Genomic DNA, 13,841 nt, shown 5'->3' with positions numbered 1-13,841 from the left:
GTCCCGCCCGTCCTTTTTGGACGGGCGGGACGCCCATCCCACTTTCAAGAGTGGAAGTTATTTAATTCTCATTCCTTAGTTGAATTTCTATGAATTTGTAGGGTTCGCTCTTATAGCACCTTACGGTGAGAGTAGGGTACACATTTTCGCACCTGAACCGCCTCAAAAAGGATACAAGCCCCCCACTCCTGTCGTGGTGAACCCCAAATTTTAGACTCATGTTCGAGATTCCAGATTCAATGCTGCAAGTAAATCTAAAATCTAAAATCTAAAATCTAAAATCGACTGGCGGTGTTTTGTGGTATAACAACAGACGACCAACACCCGACAACCGCAATCACAAGATGAAACGGCGACAATTAATACGTTACGCACAGACGGGTTTGCTAGCAGCTTTCTTCACTGGTTTACCATCTGGATGGGAAAGCTATCAAGCTCAAACTGCTGATTCTTTGTCGATTCAGTGGTTGGGCCACACTTGCTTCTTGTTCGCCGGAGGCGGTGCGAGGGTGCTGGTGAATCCTTTTCGCCCCCTGGGCTGTACCGCAGGCTATCGTTCTCCTAAAGTACCCACAGATTTGATTCTGATTAGCAGCCGATTGCTCGATGAAGGGGCGATCGACGGATTTGCGGGCAATCCCGGCCTTTTGTACGAACCGGGGGCTTACAGGTCTAACGGGCTGCGGATTCAAGGGATTCGGACCCAAAAAGACCGTGAGGGAGGAAGGCGATTTGGGGTCAATGTGGCTTGGCTGTGGCAGCAAGCGGGCGTTAAGATTTTACACTTGGGTGGAGTTGCTGGCCCGATCGGCATTGAAGAACAAATCTTGATCGGGCGGCCCGATGTAGTGCTGATTCCCGTAGGCGGCGGGCCCAAAGCTTACACTCCGGCGGAAGCGAAGCAAACTTTGCAACTTCTCAAACCAAAGATGGTGATTCCGACACATTTCAAAACCCAAGCCGCCGATGCTGCTGCGTGCGATTTGGTGCCGCTAGATGAATTCTTGGCGCTGATGGATGGTACGCCGGTGCGCCGATTGAATAATGACACGATTTCGCTCAAATCTGCTGACTTACCCCAAACGGGTTCGGTGATTGAGATTTTGAGTTACAGATTTAGCGGTTGATGCCAGATTTCTTAGGTTGCGTTATATTAAGGAAGTTTTGGTCGATCGGGGATGCAAGAGAATTTTCTCTCTACCTTAGCCTCTGGCAACCTTGCCTTTTGTCGAGATTTGGCTAACATAACAATTCATGTTCACGGTTTTATCTCATAAGGAAATGCAAGCGAAATGAAAAATCAAAATTTACCTAGCTGGATGAAAAAACTCACAGGTTTCGCAGGAGTAATCGGCGCTAGCGCATTGATTGGTTTCCCGGCGTGGGCTCACATCACCTCCAACACTAATATTGCTAATGCAACTCAAACTCAACAAGTTGCAGGAAATGTGAAAACCGCTGCTTCACCGGCACCAATGGCTCAGGCTAAGGATATTGTCGCTATTGCATCTGGCGACGCTCAATTCGAGACATTGACGAAGGCTTTAGGAGCTGCAGGTTTGGTGACAACTTTACAAGGAAAAGGCCCTTTCACTGTTTTTGCTCCGACTGATGCGGCATTTGCTGCTTTGCCAGAAGGAACTGTGGAGAATTTGCTCAAACCGGAAAACAAAGCCCTACTTACAAAGATTTTAACTTACCACGTTGTTCCTGGTTCGGTTGTATCTACTAGCCTGAAATCCGGCGATGTTCAAAGTGTGGAAGGCAGCGCCCTGAAGGTGGCAGTTAGCACAGGCAAAGTTACTGTCAGCGGCGCTAATGTTGTGAAAGCTGATATCAAAGCTAGCAACGGCGTTATTCACGTAATTGACAAGGTGCTGATGCCGCCTGATGCCAAATAGGACTAGCGTTTTTTGCATCATATTGATGTCAGATTCGGTTAAATGAAGACGAAGTAAGGACACAACAATGTTGTGTCCTTATTTGTATGGCAGGCAATTCAGAATTAGAGCAGAAGGAAGAAGGAAGTTCGGCAACGGATTCTGTAACGGATGTAACGGATGTAACGGATGTAACGGATGTCAGGAAGAAGGAAGAAAATCAATCGTTTCAGCCATTAACAACGTCCTAACCGTCTTGGCGGTTGCTATAATATATAGCAATTTTTGCAGGAATCGTAAATTTTTTACCCCACCCCAACCCTCCCCTTATCAAGGGGAGGGAGTAAGAAGTTAACAAATGATTTAGGATTGCTATATATAAAGCTTTAGCTAGCTGCCGGGACTTACAAAAATGGCTGCCAACCCTTACCCCGATGGCCAAAATCGAATATTTCGGGATGGAGAATTTCTGCTAAAATTTCTAACGAATCAACCAATCTCGGCCCCGGCCGATTAAAGTAAGAATTGCCGTCAGTTAGGTAAACTTTCCCCGTTTTTACTGCTTGCAAATCAGGCCATTCTGCGTATTTAGTTATCTGCCTTGCTTCGCTGCGAGTGCGGCTTAAATCAAAGCCGCAAGGCATGAAAATAATTACATCGGGATTAGCTTCTACTAGAGCGTCGGTACAGTATTAGAAGTTGACAAAAAAAGAGATATATGAATTTACCCGGTCAAGGAATTCAACTCTATGCCCGGTTGAATTGGCGCAACCTTAGAGATTCGAGCAATGACGTGAAGGTTATGGACAACAGCGACTCGACGTAGATCGAAGAGATTTTTTCGTTGTCCAACATACCGAGCACGATCGCCCTGCCAATGACCAATATGCGCTAACGAGTGTTCAACAGTAGTACGCTTTCTCAAATCAAGACGACCAGAGGCAGTAGATTGACGCGCTCGCAACTCTTGCATTAATGCTTCATCGGGATGAATGGATACAGTCCGTCCTTTTTTACTGTTTGTGCAGTTGGCTCTTAAAGGACAAATTGTACATTCACTATGAGGAAAATGCACAATTTTTCCCGGTTCAAATGGGACTTTGACCTGATTGGGACAGCTAATTAAATATCTCTCCCAATCCAGGAAAAAGGAATTTTTATCAAACCGACCCGAATTTCTGACAGGCCAAGCTTTGCAAAATATCTTCAATGTTTCATCCCGCTGTGTAACCCAATGACTGGATAAATAACCCCGGTCAATATGTAACTCAGTCAGGTGAATATTTTGGAATTTCAAGTCCCGTTCTAGGTCAAGGGTAGCAGCAGATTCGGGGGTATTGGCACGAGTCAATGCCACGGCACAAACCACACCACTCTCTAAATCTTTGAGGATGTGGCGTTTATAACCATCTATCTTCTTAGACCTGCTTTTCCTTCCATGCCGCATATCTGGGTCTTCAATAGAAATGCGACGGTCTTTAGCTACTCCTTTGCTTAAACTCGGAACTCCTTGAGAGTCAAAAGTTACATTTTGAGATTCAATTACTCGGGCTACATCCAGAGTCTCTTTAGCGACTTCAAACCCATCACAACCAAACTGGCTTTGCATCCATTTTTCTACGGAATCTAAGCTGTTTAGAATCATTGATAGTGCGTTTTGACGTTCTTCTGGCTCATCCCAGTTTAAGTCTAAGGCTGTTTTCAAGCTGGAACTATTGAGAATTGGTGCACCAGCTAGCTCGGCAATTTCTGCTGACTCCCGCCCCTGTCTAGCAGCTATCACACTCACTGCTTTACGCAAAGCATGACCCAAGAGATTATATGTATCTTCGACTTTACCAGCTCCCCATAACGGGGAAGAATCTAAAGCTGCTTTGAGTTGAGATGAGCCAAACCCACCTTTTTGCTTGGCAATTTCTACGGTGCGGTCAATTAAACGTTGGTCTAATTCTTTTTTAATTAAGCGATTTCTGAATCTAATTAAAGTCGGTTTGCTGAAAGGGGGAGTTTCACAATTAAGGCAATCGAGAACTAACTGCCAACGTTGATCCATCACCATTTCTTCAATCACTTCATCATCAGAAATCCCTAGATAGGCTTGAAGAACAATTGCTAAGGCAATTTGGGCCGGAGGAACAGGACCCTGACCCACGGTGCTGTCTTTAAAGATTGTAGCAAGTTCTTCTTGAAACTCATCATTAAAGATGAATGAACGGTTCAGTCGAAGAAAGGTGAATAGCTTGGCTCGTTTAATGCGTTTGATAATCAACGCTTCATGGTCTGACAGTTCAATTGGAGGATGCCATAAGGGAGGACGCATAGGGGTTTTTTCTTCTTCTTGATTGTTAGGCTTTAACAAGCTCCTCAATTCACTTATCATACTCGTCCACTTTTGTCAAACCCCTATACTGTACCGACGCCCTAGCGAATCCCATTTTAACCAAGGAGAATGTTCGCCGACAATTCCAAATAGCGAATTGCCTCCCGCCATTGCCACTAATTCGGGAATCCAGTTACCCGCAGCCATCAAAGGTTCAATCCACTCGATGCAAGCTACTTTGGGTTTAACGGTTAATGTTTTGGTTTTTAAGATAATAGCATCGATGCGGGATTGCAAAAGGTCGATCGCACTTTTGCCATCTACGCCCAAAGCATCAGCAACTCGCTGAATATCCGTCCAAATTTCTGCTAGCAGATTCGGCTGCAAAGAAATAATTTCCGGCTTGCTATTTACCAGAGTGCTTACCGCTTGTTCAACCTCTGCTAGAGAACAAGCACAGACTTCACATTGAGCTTGAGTAATAATGTGAGTCGGCTGCAATTTTTCCAAAGTATCTATTTCTACTTTATACACACTCAGCGCATTTTGCAACAATTCAGTCACGCGGTTGTGAATTTCGCTGCTAGTTCCTTCGGGATTGAATTTAGGCTGAGTGCAAACAGGTAAATTTTGGATTTCTGGGGGATAATCGCATTCGTGGGAACGGCCCACAATTGCATCGGTTAATCCTAAAAGTGCTACAATTTCGGTGGCACTGGGAATTAGAGAGACAATTCTTGGTTGGTTCATTGGTTTTCTGTTTTTTACCGATTCGGAAGCACAAGCGTTACAGATTTAGAAGCACAGGCTTTACAGATTTATCAGCACAGGCTTTACAGATTTATCAGCACAGGCGGGACGCCCGTGCCACAGTAAAAGGGATTGTTAAATTTTGAGTTTTTTTAAGTATTGCAAATCTTGCCATGCTTGGATGAGATTACCTTGCATTAGAGCCGCTACACCGTTTAATACTCTAATTTCCGGTAGATTGGAGTTGAGAGCGAGAGCAGGTTTTAAGGCTGTTTGAGCGGCTTTGGGATGCCAGCCGTAGAGGTGTACGAAAGCGAGATAGGCGTAAGCGTAAGGGTTTTTTGAGTCGAGTTGAGTGACTTTTTCTAAGGCTGCGATCGCACTTTCGACATTCTGCTGCAATACTCTAGAAAATGCCAAAGCATAAGCCAATTCTAAATTATTTGGTTCCTGTTTCAACCGATATTCTAACGCTTGTTCCGCTTGCACGGTATAATCTTGAATTGGATCGTACTGATTGATCCGCCCAATCTGCTCGAACACAGGTTCTAAACCGGGTAATCCTTTGGGTAAATTAACCGCCATCGCCCGCAATTGAGTCACCAAATCTAACTCAGGCTTATCTGTATTATCCTCATTATTCTCGTTCCCAGGCTCTGCCTGAGAACGCAGATCCAGAGGCTCTGCCTCCATCTTAACACTCACGGCAGGCACATTAATCGGATAGGTTTCGCCGGTTTTCCGATTTAGATAAGTAGCTTGCAGATTGTAAGTTCCCGGTGCAATATTAGCAGGAGGAAGCATCGCCGTGCGATCGACAACTCGAAACCCCACAGCAAATTTATCCGCTTCCAGCATCCCCGGATGCAAAGTCGCCTGGCCGATCGCGCGATCGTGTAAAATCCTGAAAGTCTGTCCCGGTGGAATATCGCCAGACTGCTGATTTTGCCACGTTACCAACACTAAACCAGACTGCAACTGCTGCCAAGGCCCAGACCAAGTATAAGTAACCGGCAGCGCGACTCCGGGAACAGCTTTTCCCCCCACAGTAACTCGATCTAATTGTACTTGCGATCGCGCTTCATTCAACGGCTGTATTTCGACAGGCTGCACTCGCTTGCGATAAAGATTTAAATTAGTATAATCTGGCAAAAGCCAAGTTTTATCTAACTCAAATTTATCCTCTTTTTCAATTGCCGCCACCGCTGCATTTTGAGCCTTTTTAATCCGTTCGCGAATCGAACCTTGCGGGCCAGTTTTAGTTACAAACCAAGAGAGCGATCGCACATCTTGCGGCACGTCTTTTAAATTCGTTCCCACCTGCCGCCCGTAAACCTGAAAATTCGCCAAAGCACCGTAATAATTCAAATTATGCTGGTTAATTTCCGGCGTCGAAGGCAACACTCCTAAAGTAGATTGCAAATAAGGTTCCCGATCAATAATTTCGGCAATTACCTCTCGGTGCGGCCACTCTTTCCCCAAGTAAGGATAGTTAGAATTGCCGGGACTGATAATTTGAACTAAGCTATGTCCAAAAGCACCTCCCAGAGGCCACATATGCAACAGCATCGCCAGAATTGCCAAGCTAATTGTACCCCAGCGAATTTGTCGTCCCCACCGAGAAGGCCACAGCGTTAAACAGTAGGCTAAGAAAATAGATAAGACTGGCAAATAAGGTATACCATATCGGTCGTCTTTGTTGATATTTAAAGAATTAATTAAATAAGCTCCTACCCAGAAAACAGCCAGCCAGCGACAGGAGTTGAGATAAAAGATTGAGGAACTATCTTGCCGACGACGCCAATAAAGTATCAATCCTACTAAGGGAATAAGTAACAGAGGCCAAGAAATGTGTTCTGGTAAGCGTTGACCGTAGTAAATCCAAGCGTCGATCGTATTGAGGGCCGGATCTCCTTCGGCGATCGCAGAATCGAGCGTAGCCCGTTTTCCCCCGGTCAAAATTAACAGCCAATTAGTTTTCGCCCAAGGCCCAAACACCGCTACCGACAGCAACAAACTACCTGCTAATTGAGCTAATCTTCCCCAAGCTTTTTGTCGCACAGCACCCACAGCCAGCCACACAATCGGGGTAAACAGAAATAATACAGTAGTGTGTTTAACTAATATTGATAAGCCGAGAGAAATTCCAAAGGCGATCGCCCAAAAGAAAGATGATGGGGAGAGGGGGAGAGTGGGGGAGGGGGAGAATTTATACTTTTTCTTTGTTCGTTCTTCCAACTGAGTTCTATCCGTTACATCCGTTACATCCGTTATAAAATCCGTTGCCGAACTTCCTTCTTCCTTCTTTCCTTCAGAAGCCTTCCACATTGTCAGACAATAGAAAGCCAAAGTAATCGCCGCAGTGAGGGGATAGTCGAGTAAAAATTGCAAGCGCAGCCCATAAAGTCCGGGTAACAAAACGCAAATTGCAGCGGCCCACAAACCGACTTGCCGGTTAAATAATTGGACGCCGAGACTGTAGACTGAGGCGAGGAGAATTGCACTAAATAAGAGATGAACGAGGGTTGCCCGATCGCCCCCAGTACCGAAAACCTGAAGAAACGGAACGGTTAAGATGTATGCCAAGGGCGGAATTTTCGTCGAAAGCAGCCAGAAGTTTGTCCACCACTCCCCGGAAAACCACTGAGGATGCTGCAACGCCTGCAAGTATTTCAGGGTGCTAGTCAGGTAGTCTGCTTGATCCCACGCCGGGACAGATCGATCAAGGGCAAACCAGAGGCGATCGCTAATTGCCCCCAGCAGCCAAATTATGCCTAAGACAAGCAGACTCTTACTTCCGCTGTCCCGATGTTGCTGTGCCATTGCGGTTCTTGGATTTTAGGTTGCAGCTTTTAGCTTACAGGCGGGCGGTTCCGGGCGATCGAAAATTAATTGAGAAAAGTGCTTGCTAAATTCTGTATGTGTCTGCTAAGATAGTAAAGCGCGAAAAAACAAGCCGGGATAGCTCAGTTGGTAGAGCAGTGGACTGAAAATCCACGTGTCACGAGTTCAAGTCTCGTTCCTGGCATCGCAAAGCCCTCACAAAGTTGAGGGCTTTTTTTTAGGAAAAATGCGGGCAATGCAGTCAATTATCGAACTCGATTTGCCTGAAAGTTTAGCTAACGAGATTGATGAATCTGTTTGAGCTGAATATTTAAAGCTGTGGAGAAGCGTTCAACCCTGCCGAGAAGAGTTTTTTCGGGATAGCGCCTTATTTTTGAGTGAGGTACGACGCTAATTCTGGAATTTCACCGCCGCGCTGCCACTCGGCTTCCCCGCGCCGCACTTTGGTTCGGGCTGTGATTTCCTCAATCTCCCATAATTGCAATTTGGTATAGGGCCCTTTGGCTTCACCGCTGCGAAACACGTACCATTGAGGAACTTCAGGAGTTGGCTGGGTCGATCGTCTCACAGGCTTCATCCGATTCATTCCAGTTGTCGCTTTGAGCTGGTTGAGCTCTTGTTCTACCGGATTCGGAGGGGGTGAGTTAGAATTGGGCGATCGCTTTTTCTTAGCCTCCGGCTTACCTCTAGCAATTTCTACTTCGCGAGGCCACCCCCAGAAATGCCACACCGCCACCCACACTAGCGCCACAGCAGATCCTAAAATCTCTTCTTGTGTTGAGGATACACCATTGTATTTGGAGAAATTGTTAAAAAAAGCAATTCAAGAGTTAGAAACAATTCTTCAGCAGAGGAATTAGAGGAATGAATTACCGCTATAGTTTATTAATTCAATGGTCACAAGAGGATGGACTGTATTTGGTAACACTGCCAGAGTTTGCAACAATTGCAATGCAGCCCTGTACTTATGGGAAAACTTATGAAGAAGCGATCGCCAATGCTAAAGAAGCGAGCTCCAGCTACCTTGAGTATTGCCAAGAAGAAGATTTAGTGCCTCCGAGTCCGGCAATCGTGGCAGCTTAAATAAAAGTCGATCGCCCTTTTTGACTCAGAACAAAAGAGATATCGACTTTTCCATATCAAAAAGAGCGATCGCACTTGTTGACAAATTCCAAAAGGGCGATCGACCTAGTTTGAGAAAGAGGAATTAAGGGCGATCGCACTTTTTGACTAATTCCAAAAGGGCGATCGCCTTTGGTTGAGAAAAAGCAAGAAAGGGCGATCGCACTTTGTGACTAATTCCAAAAGGGCGATCGCCCTTTTTTTGAGAAAAAGCAAGAAAGGGCGATCGCTAATCTGCGCTTACAAGCAAGGATCTCGCAAAATCTTCCCGTAGCCAAAAATGTTAAATAACAAAATTTGATAATTTTTGTTATTATGGGGTAGTAGTTGACTCAAATAGGTGACTCAACATCATGAATATATCCTTAACTCCTGAACTAGAGCAGTTTGTTCAATCAACAGTCAAAAACGGTAGGTACTCATCTGCTTCTGAAGTGATTCTGGCTGGGTTACAATTGCTAAAAGAACGAGAAGTTTTAGTTGTTTTGAATCCGGTTTCATCAGAGGAGAAGCAGAAATCCAGCTATGATTTCTCGGATTTAGTGGGGCGATTAACTTGGCAGGGAGATGCAGTAACAATGCAGAGGAATCTACGCGATGAGTGGTAATCGCTATGTGTTGGATACGAATGCGATCGTTGCTTTGCTTCAAGGGAATATTCAACTCATTGAATTACTTAAAGATGCGGATTGGATCGGAGTTTCAGTTATTAGCAAAATTGAGTTTCTGGTATTTCCTGGGTTGACTCAAGACGATCGTCAGATTTTTGAGCAGTTTCTGCAACGAGTGGAGGTTCTTGGTTTAGGGGCGATGGATGCTGTTTTGATTGAAAAAATCATTGAAATTCGCCAGCAACATCGCTTGAAACTACCGGATGCGGTTATTGCAGCAATGGCAATCCAAAATTCAGCAACTTTGGTGACAGCCGATCGAGAGTTCGCAAAGGTAACAAGTTTAACGGTAATTAATTGGTAGCGATTGCCCTTGGTTGAGAAAAAGGAGTAAAGGGCGATCGCACTTTTTGACTAATTCCAAAAGAGCGCTCGCTCTTTTGGCATCTGGTAGAGCTGAAGGGCTATCGCACTTTCCGACAAAAACATTCGTAACCAAAAGGGCGAGCGCACTTTTCGACTTATTCCAAAAGGGCGATCGACCTTGTAGTTTATCAAGGCTAAGCAGCCATCGGGCAAAGGCTCAGAGTTGAACAATCAACTTTAATTCTCGGTCGCAGTTCAACTTGAACTAAAGTTTTGAATTCTTCATTTTTGGGAGCAACTAAAAATTCTAATTTACCGTTAATATAATCATTAATTTCAATAAAGTTCACGAGTTCAAAACACATAATACCTACAGTGGCATCGGCTATCTTTAATTCAATTTGAACTGATTTTTGAATGATATTCATTCCAAATTTGAGGGTGACACCTAATGAATCTGTCACTTCATAACACCAATAGCCATCGGAGGGTTGGGAATCTTTTGGTTCTTCACAAAATAATTCTAGAAAAGCTAGTTCATCAAATCCCTCATGTAAATTGATTTTTACCATTTTCTTACCTAAGATATTGAGTTATTTTCCATAGATTATAGCACTGAGAAAGCGGCGAGTTCCATCGGGCAAGACTTCCCATGAACTTTGGACTTGGGCGAATTTTCCGGTTCTGCCCGGTAACAGTGAATCTCTAAGCTCTGTATCTATTGTAGCCTCTTCTCCTGTGGTGTGGTTGGTATAAGTATTAATAAATCGCTCAACAATATTACTTTCTTCTTGGACTGCTTGTTCTAGATGAGTTTGAATAAATTGACGAGATTCTGAATCGTCATCAAATCCCAAGCGATTTAGTTGTTGTCTATTTTGTACCGCTCTTTTTGAGTTATGAGCGTCTGGCTTGATGTTGACATTGAATAAGTAATCGAGTTTGCGATCGTTAATGATGCAGGGTGTTTTTGCGTCGGTGGGTCGATCGGATTGTGTCAATGGCTGATTTTTAAAATATAGATTTTGGGAATTGTAAGATTATATCATTTTGGTAGTTTTTTCATCCTACAGCACGATCGCACTCACAGCCCCAAAAAGGCGATCGCCCTTTTTGACTTATTCCAAAGGGGCGATCGCTCTTTGCTGAGAAAAAGGGGTAAAGGGCGATCGCACCTTAAATCTTGCAAGTCAATTACTTAACCTCTAGTTTAATCTCCAGGCTTTGCAGCTTTTCTTGTAACCACTGCTCAAATAATTGATTTTGCAGTTCTTGTTTGACGTTGGGATCGTCTAGGGAAGCATCTAGGAATTGTTCCACGCGAAATAACCCGTAATTCCCGTCAATTTCTAGAGGCCCCAGAATTTCTCCAACTTTAGCAATATCTACCATATTTTTGAGGATATCGGGTAAAGTGCCGCGACTGACTGGGCCCATCATCCCATTAACTACTCGGTCATCGCTGACAGAATACTCTCTTGCTAGACTTTCAAATTGATTTTTTCCTGATGAAATTGCTGCTTTGAGCGTGTCGGCTAATTCTCGATCGCCGAGGATGATGCGGGAAAGAACCACGCGATCGAATAAAGGTTTTTGCTGCTGATAATATGCTTCTAGTTTGGGCTGGCTAATCTTAATTTTGAGCTTATCTAACTTCAGATCGTTGGTAATTCCTTGTCGGAAATCCCCATAACTAATCCCATTTTTGACTAGCCAGTTTTGAAAACTGTTTTGGTCTAGTAACTGCTTTTCTAGGCGAAAATTTACAATCGTTTGTTCTAACTCGGCTGTGTCAATATCGATAGCTTCAACTTCAGCCAGTTCGTGTTCGAGAATGTGCTGGCGCAAGATTTCTGCGAGAAACATTCCAAATTTGCCGGAAGCCTTGAGATAGCCAACGGCTTGACTGAGGGAAATAGTCTGGTTGTTGACCTTTAAAAAAGCGATAGATTCCATGTTTCTCGATGTTGTAAGTTTTCAATGATTCAAACAAGTGGCTGAAAAAGGATTTTCCAGCCACTTGTAAACTAACTAGGAAGCAGAGAGGGTATGAATTAGTTTAACCATTCACCTTCCAACTATCAAAATATGCTTTGAGCTGGTTCCAAGTCATTTCTAATATGCCCGGTTTGAAAGTGGAGTCACCCGACTCGTATCCGCCGCTTAATCCCCAAGGATTAAACAGTTTAAACTGTCCAGTAGCCTGATTGTAGCCAACCATTGTGTAAGCATGACTAGAAACTACAGGAGAGTTTTTTGTCGGGCCTTGGCCTGAAGAATTAAGGCCAAAAGAACTAAAGGCAATTAATTTGTCAGCATTGAAGGCATCAATAACTTGATTAGATGTAGATGATTGGATAAAATAAGAATTCCCGCTTTTCCCACTAATTTGAGCAGTAGCTTGATCCGTCCAACCACCTTGAATACCTTGGTAGCTGTTGAGTCCGTGGAGGTTAATTCCTTCTTTGGTTGTATAGCGAGGAATCCAGCCCGCTTCATTCATCTGAGCATAAGCTTTTTCAGCTAAAGCTACCCACAACTCATTCGCGGAATCATCGTACTTGCCACCCACTTTGGCAAAGGGAAGCGCTCCATTGCTTTGGGTCGGTAAATAGCGATCGACTGTTACATAGTCAGCCTTACCCTCGTTGAAGAAACGCACTGTGTAAGTTCCATCACCATTGTCAATAAACATATCTCGAATGAGGTTGGGTGTCTTCTGGGCAACAGCGGCTAATGAGGCTAAGTAGTAACAATCCCCGATGGCTCCTTGTTTAACATCTTCGTAACTGATGTCATTATTATTTCCGAACAGATTGCCTTCAGCATAACGGTACACAACATTGGTTGCACTGCCGTAGGAATACTCTCCTATGGGCAATGGACGATCCTTGCCCAAGAAGTGCTCGTTAATCAGCTTGTCAAGATGCTCGGCACTACTACCAGCTTGCAACTTACCCAAATAACTGCCTTGATAGCTGTTGTTGGATGGATTTCCTTGGGAAATCTTGGTAGACAAAACCCGCACATACTCTGGCATTTGGATGTAGTTGGTGTTGCTGGTTAAGGTCTTAAGGTCGGCAAATTCGTTGGCATCTACTACCCCGCCATCTTTGGCATTGGTGAAGATGTCGATCATGTCTCGACGATCGAGTAAACCATCTTGGAAGCGCGATCGGGCTAGGGAACGAATCGCCAAGTCTTTAATGTTCTGCTCAAACCAATCTGCAACCACTGATTTTGTGGAAATATTAAACTGCTTCTGGTTACTCCAGCCGTCAACTCCATCACTGACAGCCACGGATACTGCATCAACACCGGCTACTGTACCGCCAACAAAACGAAGCGTATCCAACTGGTTCGCATCCAGATAAAAGGTTTGACCCGCAGTTTGTTTGATGCCATTGACAGTGAAATAACCGCTGGTGGTGCTGGTGTTGCCATCGTAGAAGGCATAGCGAGTAATTTTGTCCCCATCAGCATCGGTGACGCTGAAGGATGGTTTCATCGATTCATTAGCATTCACCGTTTGGTCACTGGCGGTGACAACTGGATTAGAACCGCCTTGAGTTTGGACCTTGTAGTCTTTCCAGCTACTCCAAGCATTGCCATCGTAGGCTCCCGTGTAGACAGTATCGCTAGTTGTGCTGCTGCCACCAACAAAACTAACTGTACCCAGCTTGTCCGCATCCACGTAGAAGGTTTGACCGGCAGCTTGTTTGACGCCATTCACCGTGAAATAACCGCTGGTGGTGCTGGTGTTCCCATCGTAGAAGGCATATTGAGTAATTTTGTCCCCATCAGCATCGGTGACACTGAAAGATGGCTGAATACTCTGGTTGCGGCGCACAGTTTGGTCGCTGGCACTTACCACCGGCACCTGATTAACTTTTTGAGTAGTAATCGTGGCTGATTGAGAGCCCCAAGTTTGACCATCAGAAGCCCAAA

At 44.6% G+C, this 13,841-nt stretch carries 16 protein-coding genes, 1 tRNA gene and 1 pseudogene; 9 read left to right on the top strand and 9 right to left on the bottom strand.

Translation table 11 applies throughout. The features are described from left to right. Positions 1-344 precede the first annotated feature (344 nt). The 3 genes from QUB26_RS15340 to QUB26_RS15330 all read left to right on the top strand — a co-directional run bounded on the left by QUB26_RS15340 (position 345) and on the right by QUB26_RS15330 (position 2,131). A complete protein-coding gene (locus tag QUB26_RS15340) occupies positions 345-1,127 on the top strand; it encodes an MBL fold metallo-hydrolase (RefSeq protein WP_333237937.1) in 783 nt (260 codons plus the stop codon). Positions 1,128-1,292: 165 nt separating this feature from the next. Next, the gene (locus QUB26_RS15335) at positions 1,293-1,901 is read left to right on the top strand and encodes a fasciclin domain-containing protein (protein WP_333237939.1); all 609 of its coding nucleotides are present in this window, start codon (positions 1,293-1,295) and stop codon (positions 1,899-1,901) included. Between the two features lie 86 nt (positions 1,902-1,987). Further along, positions 1,988-2,131, top strand: coding sequence for a hypothetical protein (locus QUB26_RS15330; protein ID WP_333207260.1), 144 nt, complete (start codon positions 1,988-1,990; stop codon positions 2,129-2,131). A 153-nt stretch (positions 2,132-2,284) separates the two neighbouring features. On the opposite strand, the pseudogene QUB26_RS15325 reads toward QUB26_RS15330, so the two are convergent. From QUB26_RS15325 to QUB26_RS15310, 4 genes and pseudogenes are all read right to left on the bottom strand, one after another. Next, a pseudogene (locus tag QUB26_RS15325) lies at positions 2,285-2,563 on the bottom strand (ABC transporter substrate-binding protein); the annotation flags it as partial. A gap of 41 nt (positions 2,564-2,604) precedes the next feature. Then, positions 2,605-4,200, bottom strand: coding sequence for an IS1182 family transposase (locus tag QUB26_RS15320; protein ID WP_333318674.1), 1,596 nt, complete (start codon positions 4,198-4,200; stop codon positions 2,605-2,607). Positions 4,201-4,275: 75 nt separating this feature from the next. Continuing rightward, the gene (locus QUB26_RS15315; RefSeq protein ID WP_333318672.1) at positions 4,276-4,950 is read right to left on the bottom strand and encodes an ABC transporter substrate-binding protein; all 675 of its coding nucleotides are present in this window, start codon (positions 4,948-4,950) and stop codon (positions 4,276-4,278) included. Positions 4,951-5,085: 135 nt separating this feature from the next. Beyond that, positions 5,086-7,773, bottom strand: a complete 2,688-nt coding sequence (locus QUB26_RS15310) for a phospholipid carrier-dependent glycosyltransferase (RefSeq protein ID WP_333318670.1) — start codon at positions 7,771-7,773, stop codon at positions 5,086-5,088. A gap of 132 nt (positions 7,774-7,905) precedes the next feature. On the opposite strand from QUB26_RS15310, the gene QUB26_RS15305 reads away from it, so the two are divergent. Then, positions 7,906-7,978, top strand: a tRNA-Phe gene (locus QUB26_RS15305). Further along, positions 7,949-8,095 carry a hypothetical protein gene (locus QUB26_RS15300; RefSeq protein ID WP_333207263.1) on the top strand — a complete coding sequence of 49 codons (147 nt, stop codon included), beginning with the start codon at positions 7,949-7,951 and terminating at the stop codon, positions 8,093-8,095. The genes QUB26_RS15305 and QUB26_RS15300 overlap by 30 nt, the downstream gene beginning before the upstream one ends. A gap of 66 nt (positions 8,096-8,161) precedes the next feature. On the opposite strand, the gene QUB26_RS15295 is transcribed toward QUB26_RS15300, so the two are convergent. Beyond that, positions 8,162-8,545: a DUF4339 domain-containing protein gene (locus QUB26_RS15295; RefSeq protein ID WP_333318668.1), complete on the bottom strand. Its 384-nt coding sequence runs from the start codon at positions 8,543-8,545 to the stop codon at positions 8,162-8,164. 113 nt (positions 8,546-8,658) lie between these two features. Between QUB26_RS15295 and QUB26_RS15290 the strand changes: the two genes are divergently transcribed. From QUB26_RS15290 to QUB26_RS15280, 3 genes are all read left to right on the top strand, one after another. Further along, positions 8,659-8,877, top strand: coding sequence for a type II toxin-antitoxin system HicB family antitoxin (locus QUB26_RS15290; RefSeq protein WP_333138409.1), 219 nt, complete (start codon positions 8,659-8,661; stop codon positions 8,875-8,877). 392 nt (positions 8,878-9,269) lie between these two features. Then, a complete protein-coding gene (locus QUB26_RS15285) occupies positions 9,270-9,524 on the top strand; it encodes a type II toxin-antitoxin system ParD family antitoxin (protein WP_333202990.1) in 255 nt (84 codons plus the stop codon). Further along, the gene (locus QUB26_RS15280; RefSeq protein WP_333202992.1) at positions 9,514-9,891 is read left to right on the top strand and encodes a type II toxin-antitoxin system VapC family toxin; all 378 of its coding nucleotides are present in this window, start codon (positions 9,514-9,516) and stop codon (positions 9,889-9,891) included. The genes QUB26_RS15285 and QUB26_RS15280 overlap by 11 nt, the downstream gene beginning before the upstream one ends. A 196-nt stretch (positions 9,892-10,087) precedes the next feature. Here the strand turns inward: QUB26_RS15280 and QUB26_RS15275 are convergent, their stop codons facing one another. Together QUB26_RS15275 and QUB26_RS15270 are read right to left on the bottom strand one after the other, a co-directional pair. After that, positions 10,088-10,465, bottom strand: coding sequence for a hypothetical protein (locus QUB26_RS15275; RefSeq protein WP_333318666.1), 378 nt, complete (start codon positions 10,463-10,465; stop codon positions 10,088-10,090). A 21-nt stretch (positions 10,466-10,486) separates the two neighbouring features. After that, positions 10,487-10,894, bottom strand: coding sequence for a hypothetical protein (locus QUB26_RS15270; RefSeq protein WP_096831481.1), 408 nt, complete (start codon positions 10,892-10,894; stop codon positions 10,487-10,489). A gap of 24 nt (positions 10,895-10,918) precedes the next feature. Between QUB26_RS15270 and QUB26_RS15265 the strand changes: the two genes are divergently transcribed. Further along, positions 10,919-11,095, top strand: a complete 177-nt coding sequence (locus tag QUB26_RS15265; RefSeq protein WP_333318664.1) for a hypothetical protein — start codon at positions 10,919-10,921, stop codon at positions 11,093-11,095. Here QUB26_RS15265 and QUB26_RS15260 read toward each other — a convergent pair. Further along, a complete protein-coding gene (locus tag QUB26_RS15260) occupies positions 11,088-11,849 on the bottom strand; it encodes a peptidylprolyl isomerase (RefSeq protein WP_333318661.1) in 762 nt (253 codons plus the stop codon). The two genes, QUB26_RS15265 and QUB26_RS15260, sit on opposite strands and share 8 nt — an antisense overlap. Positions 11,850-11,952: 103 nt before the next feature. After that, positions 11,953-13,841, bottom strand: a 1,889-nt coding sequence (locus QUB26_RS15255) for a C2 family cysteine protease (RefSeq protein ID WP_333318658.1), incomplete at its 5' end; no start/stop codon positions are given.

The sequence above is a fragment of the Microcoleus sp. B4-C1 genome (genome assembly GCF_036705285.1).
Lineage (GTDB): Bacteria > Cyanobacteriota > Cyanobacteriia > Cyanobacteriales > Microcoleaceae > Microcoleus.
Note: the sequence above shows the minus strand (reverse complement) of the source record. Positions and strands in the feature narration are given on the sequence as shown.

Bases quoted from the DNA above. Each gene is read 5' to 3' on its own strand.
- QUB26_RS15340 (WP_333237937.1), top strand. From the start codon at position 345: ATGAAACGGCGACAATTAATACGTTACGCACAGACGGGTTTGCTAGCA.
- QUB26_RS15335 (WP_333237939.1), top strand. From the start codon at position 1,293: ATGAAAAATCAAAATTTACCTAGCTGGATGAAAAAACTCACAGGTTTC.
- QUB26_RS15330 (WP_333207260.1), top strand. From the start codon at position 1,988: ATGGCAGGCAATTCAGAATTAGAGCAGAAGGAAGAAGGAAGTTCGGCA.
- QUB26_RS15320 (WP_333318674.1), bottom strand. From the start codon at position 4,200: ATGCGTCCTCCCTTATGGCATCCTCCAATTGAACTGTCAGACCATGAA.
- QUB26_RS15315 (WP_333318672.1), bottom strand. From the start codon at position 4,950: ATGAACCAACCAAGAATTGTCTCTCTAATTCCCAGTGCCACCGAAATT.
- QUB26_RS15310 (WP_333318670.1), bottom strand. From the start codon at position 7,773: ATGGCACAGCAACATCGGGACAGCGGAAGTAAGAGTCTGCTTGTCTTA.
- QUB26_RS15290 (WP_333138409.1), top strand. From the start codon at position 8,659: ATGAATTACCGCTATAGTTTATTAATTCAATGGTCACAAGAGGATGGA.
- QUB26_RS15285 (WP_333202990.1), top strand. From the start codon at position 9,270: ATGAATATATCCTTAACTCCTGAACTAGAGCAGTTTGTTCAATCAACA.
- QUB26_RS15280 (WP_333202992.1), top strand. From the start codon at position 9,514: ATGAGTGGTAATCGCTATGTGTTGGATACGAATGCGATCGTTGCTTTG.
- QUB26_RS15275 (WP_333318666.1), bottom strand. From the start codon at position 10,465: ATGGTAAAAATCAATTTACATGAGGGATTTGATGAACTAGCTTTTCTA.
- QUB26_RS15260 (WP_333318661.1), bottom strand. From the start codon at position 11,849: ATGGAATCTATCGCTTTTTTAAAGGTCAACAACCAGACTATTTCCCTC.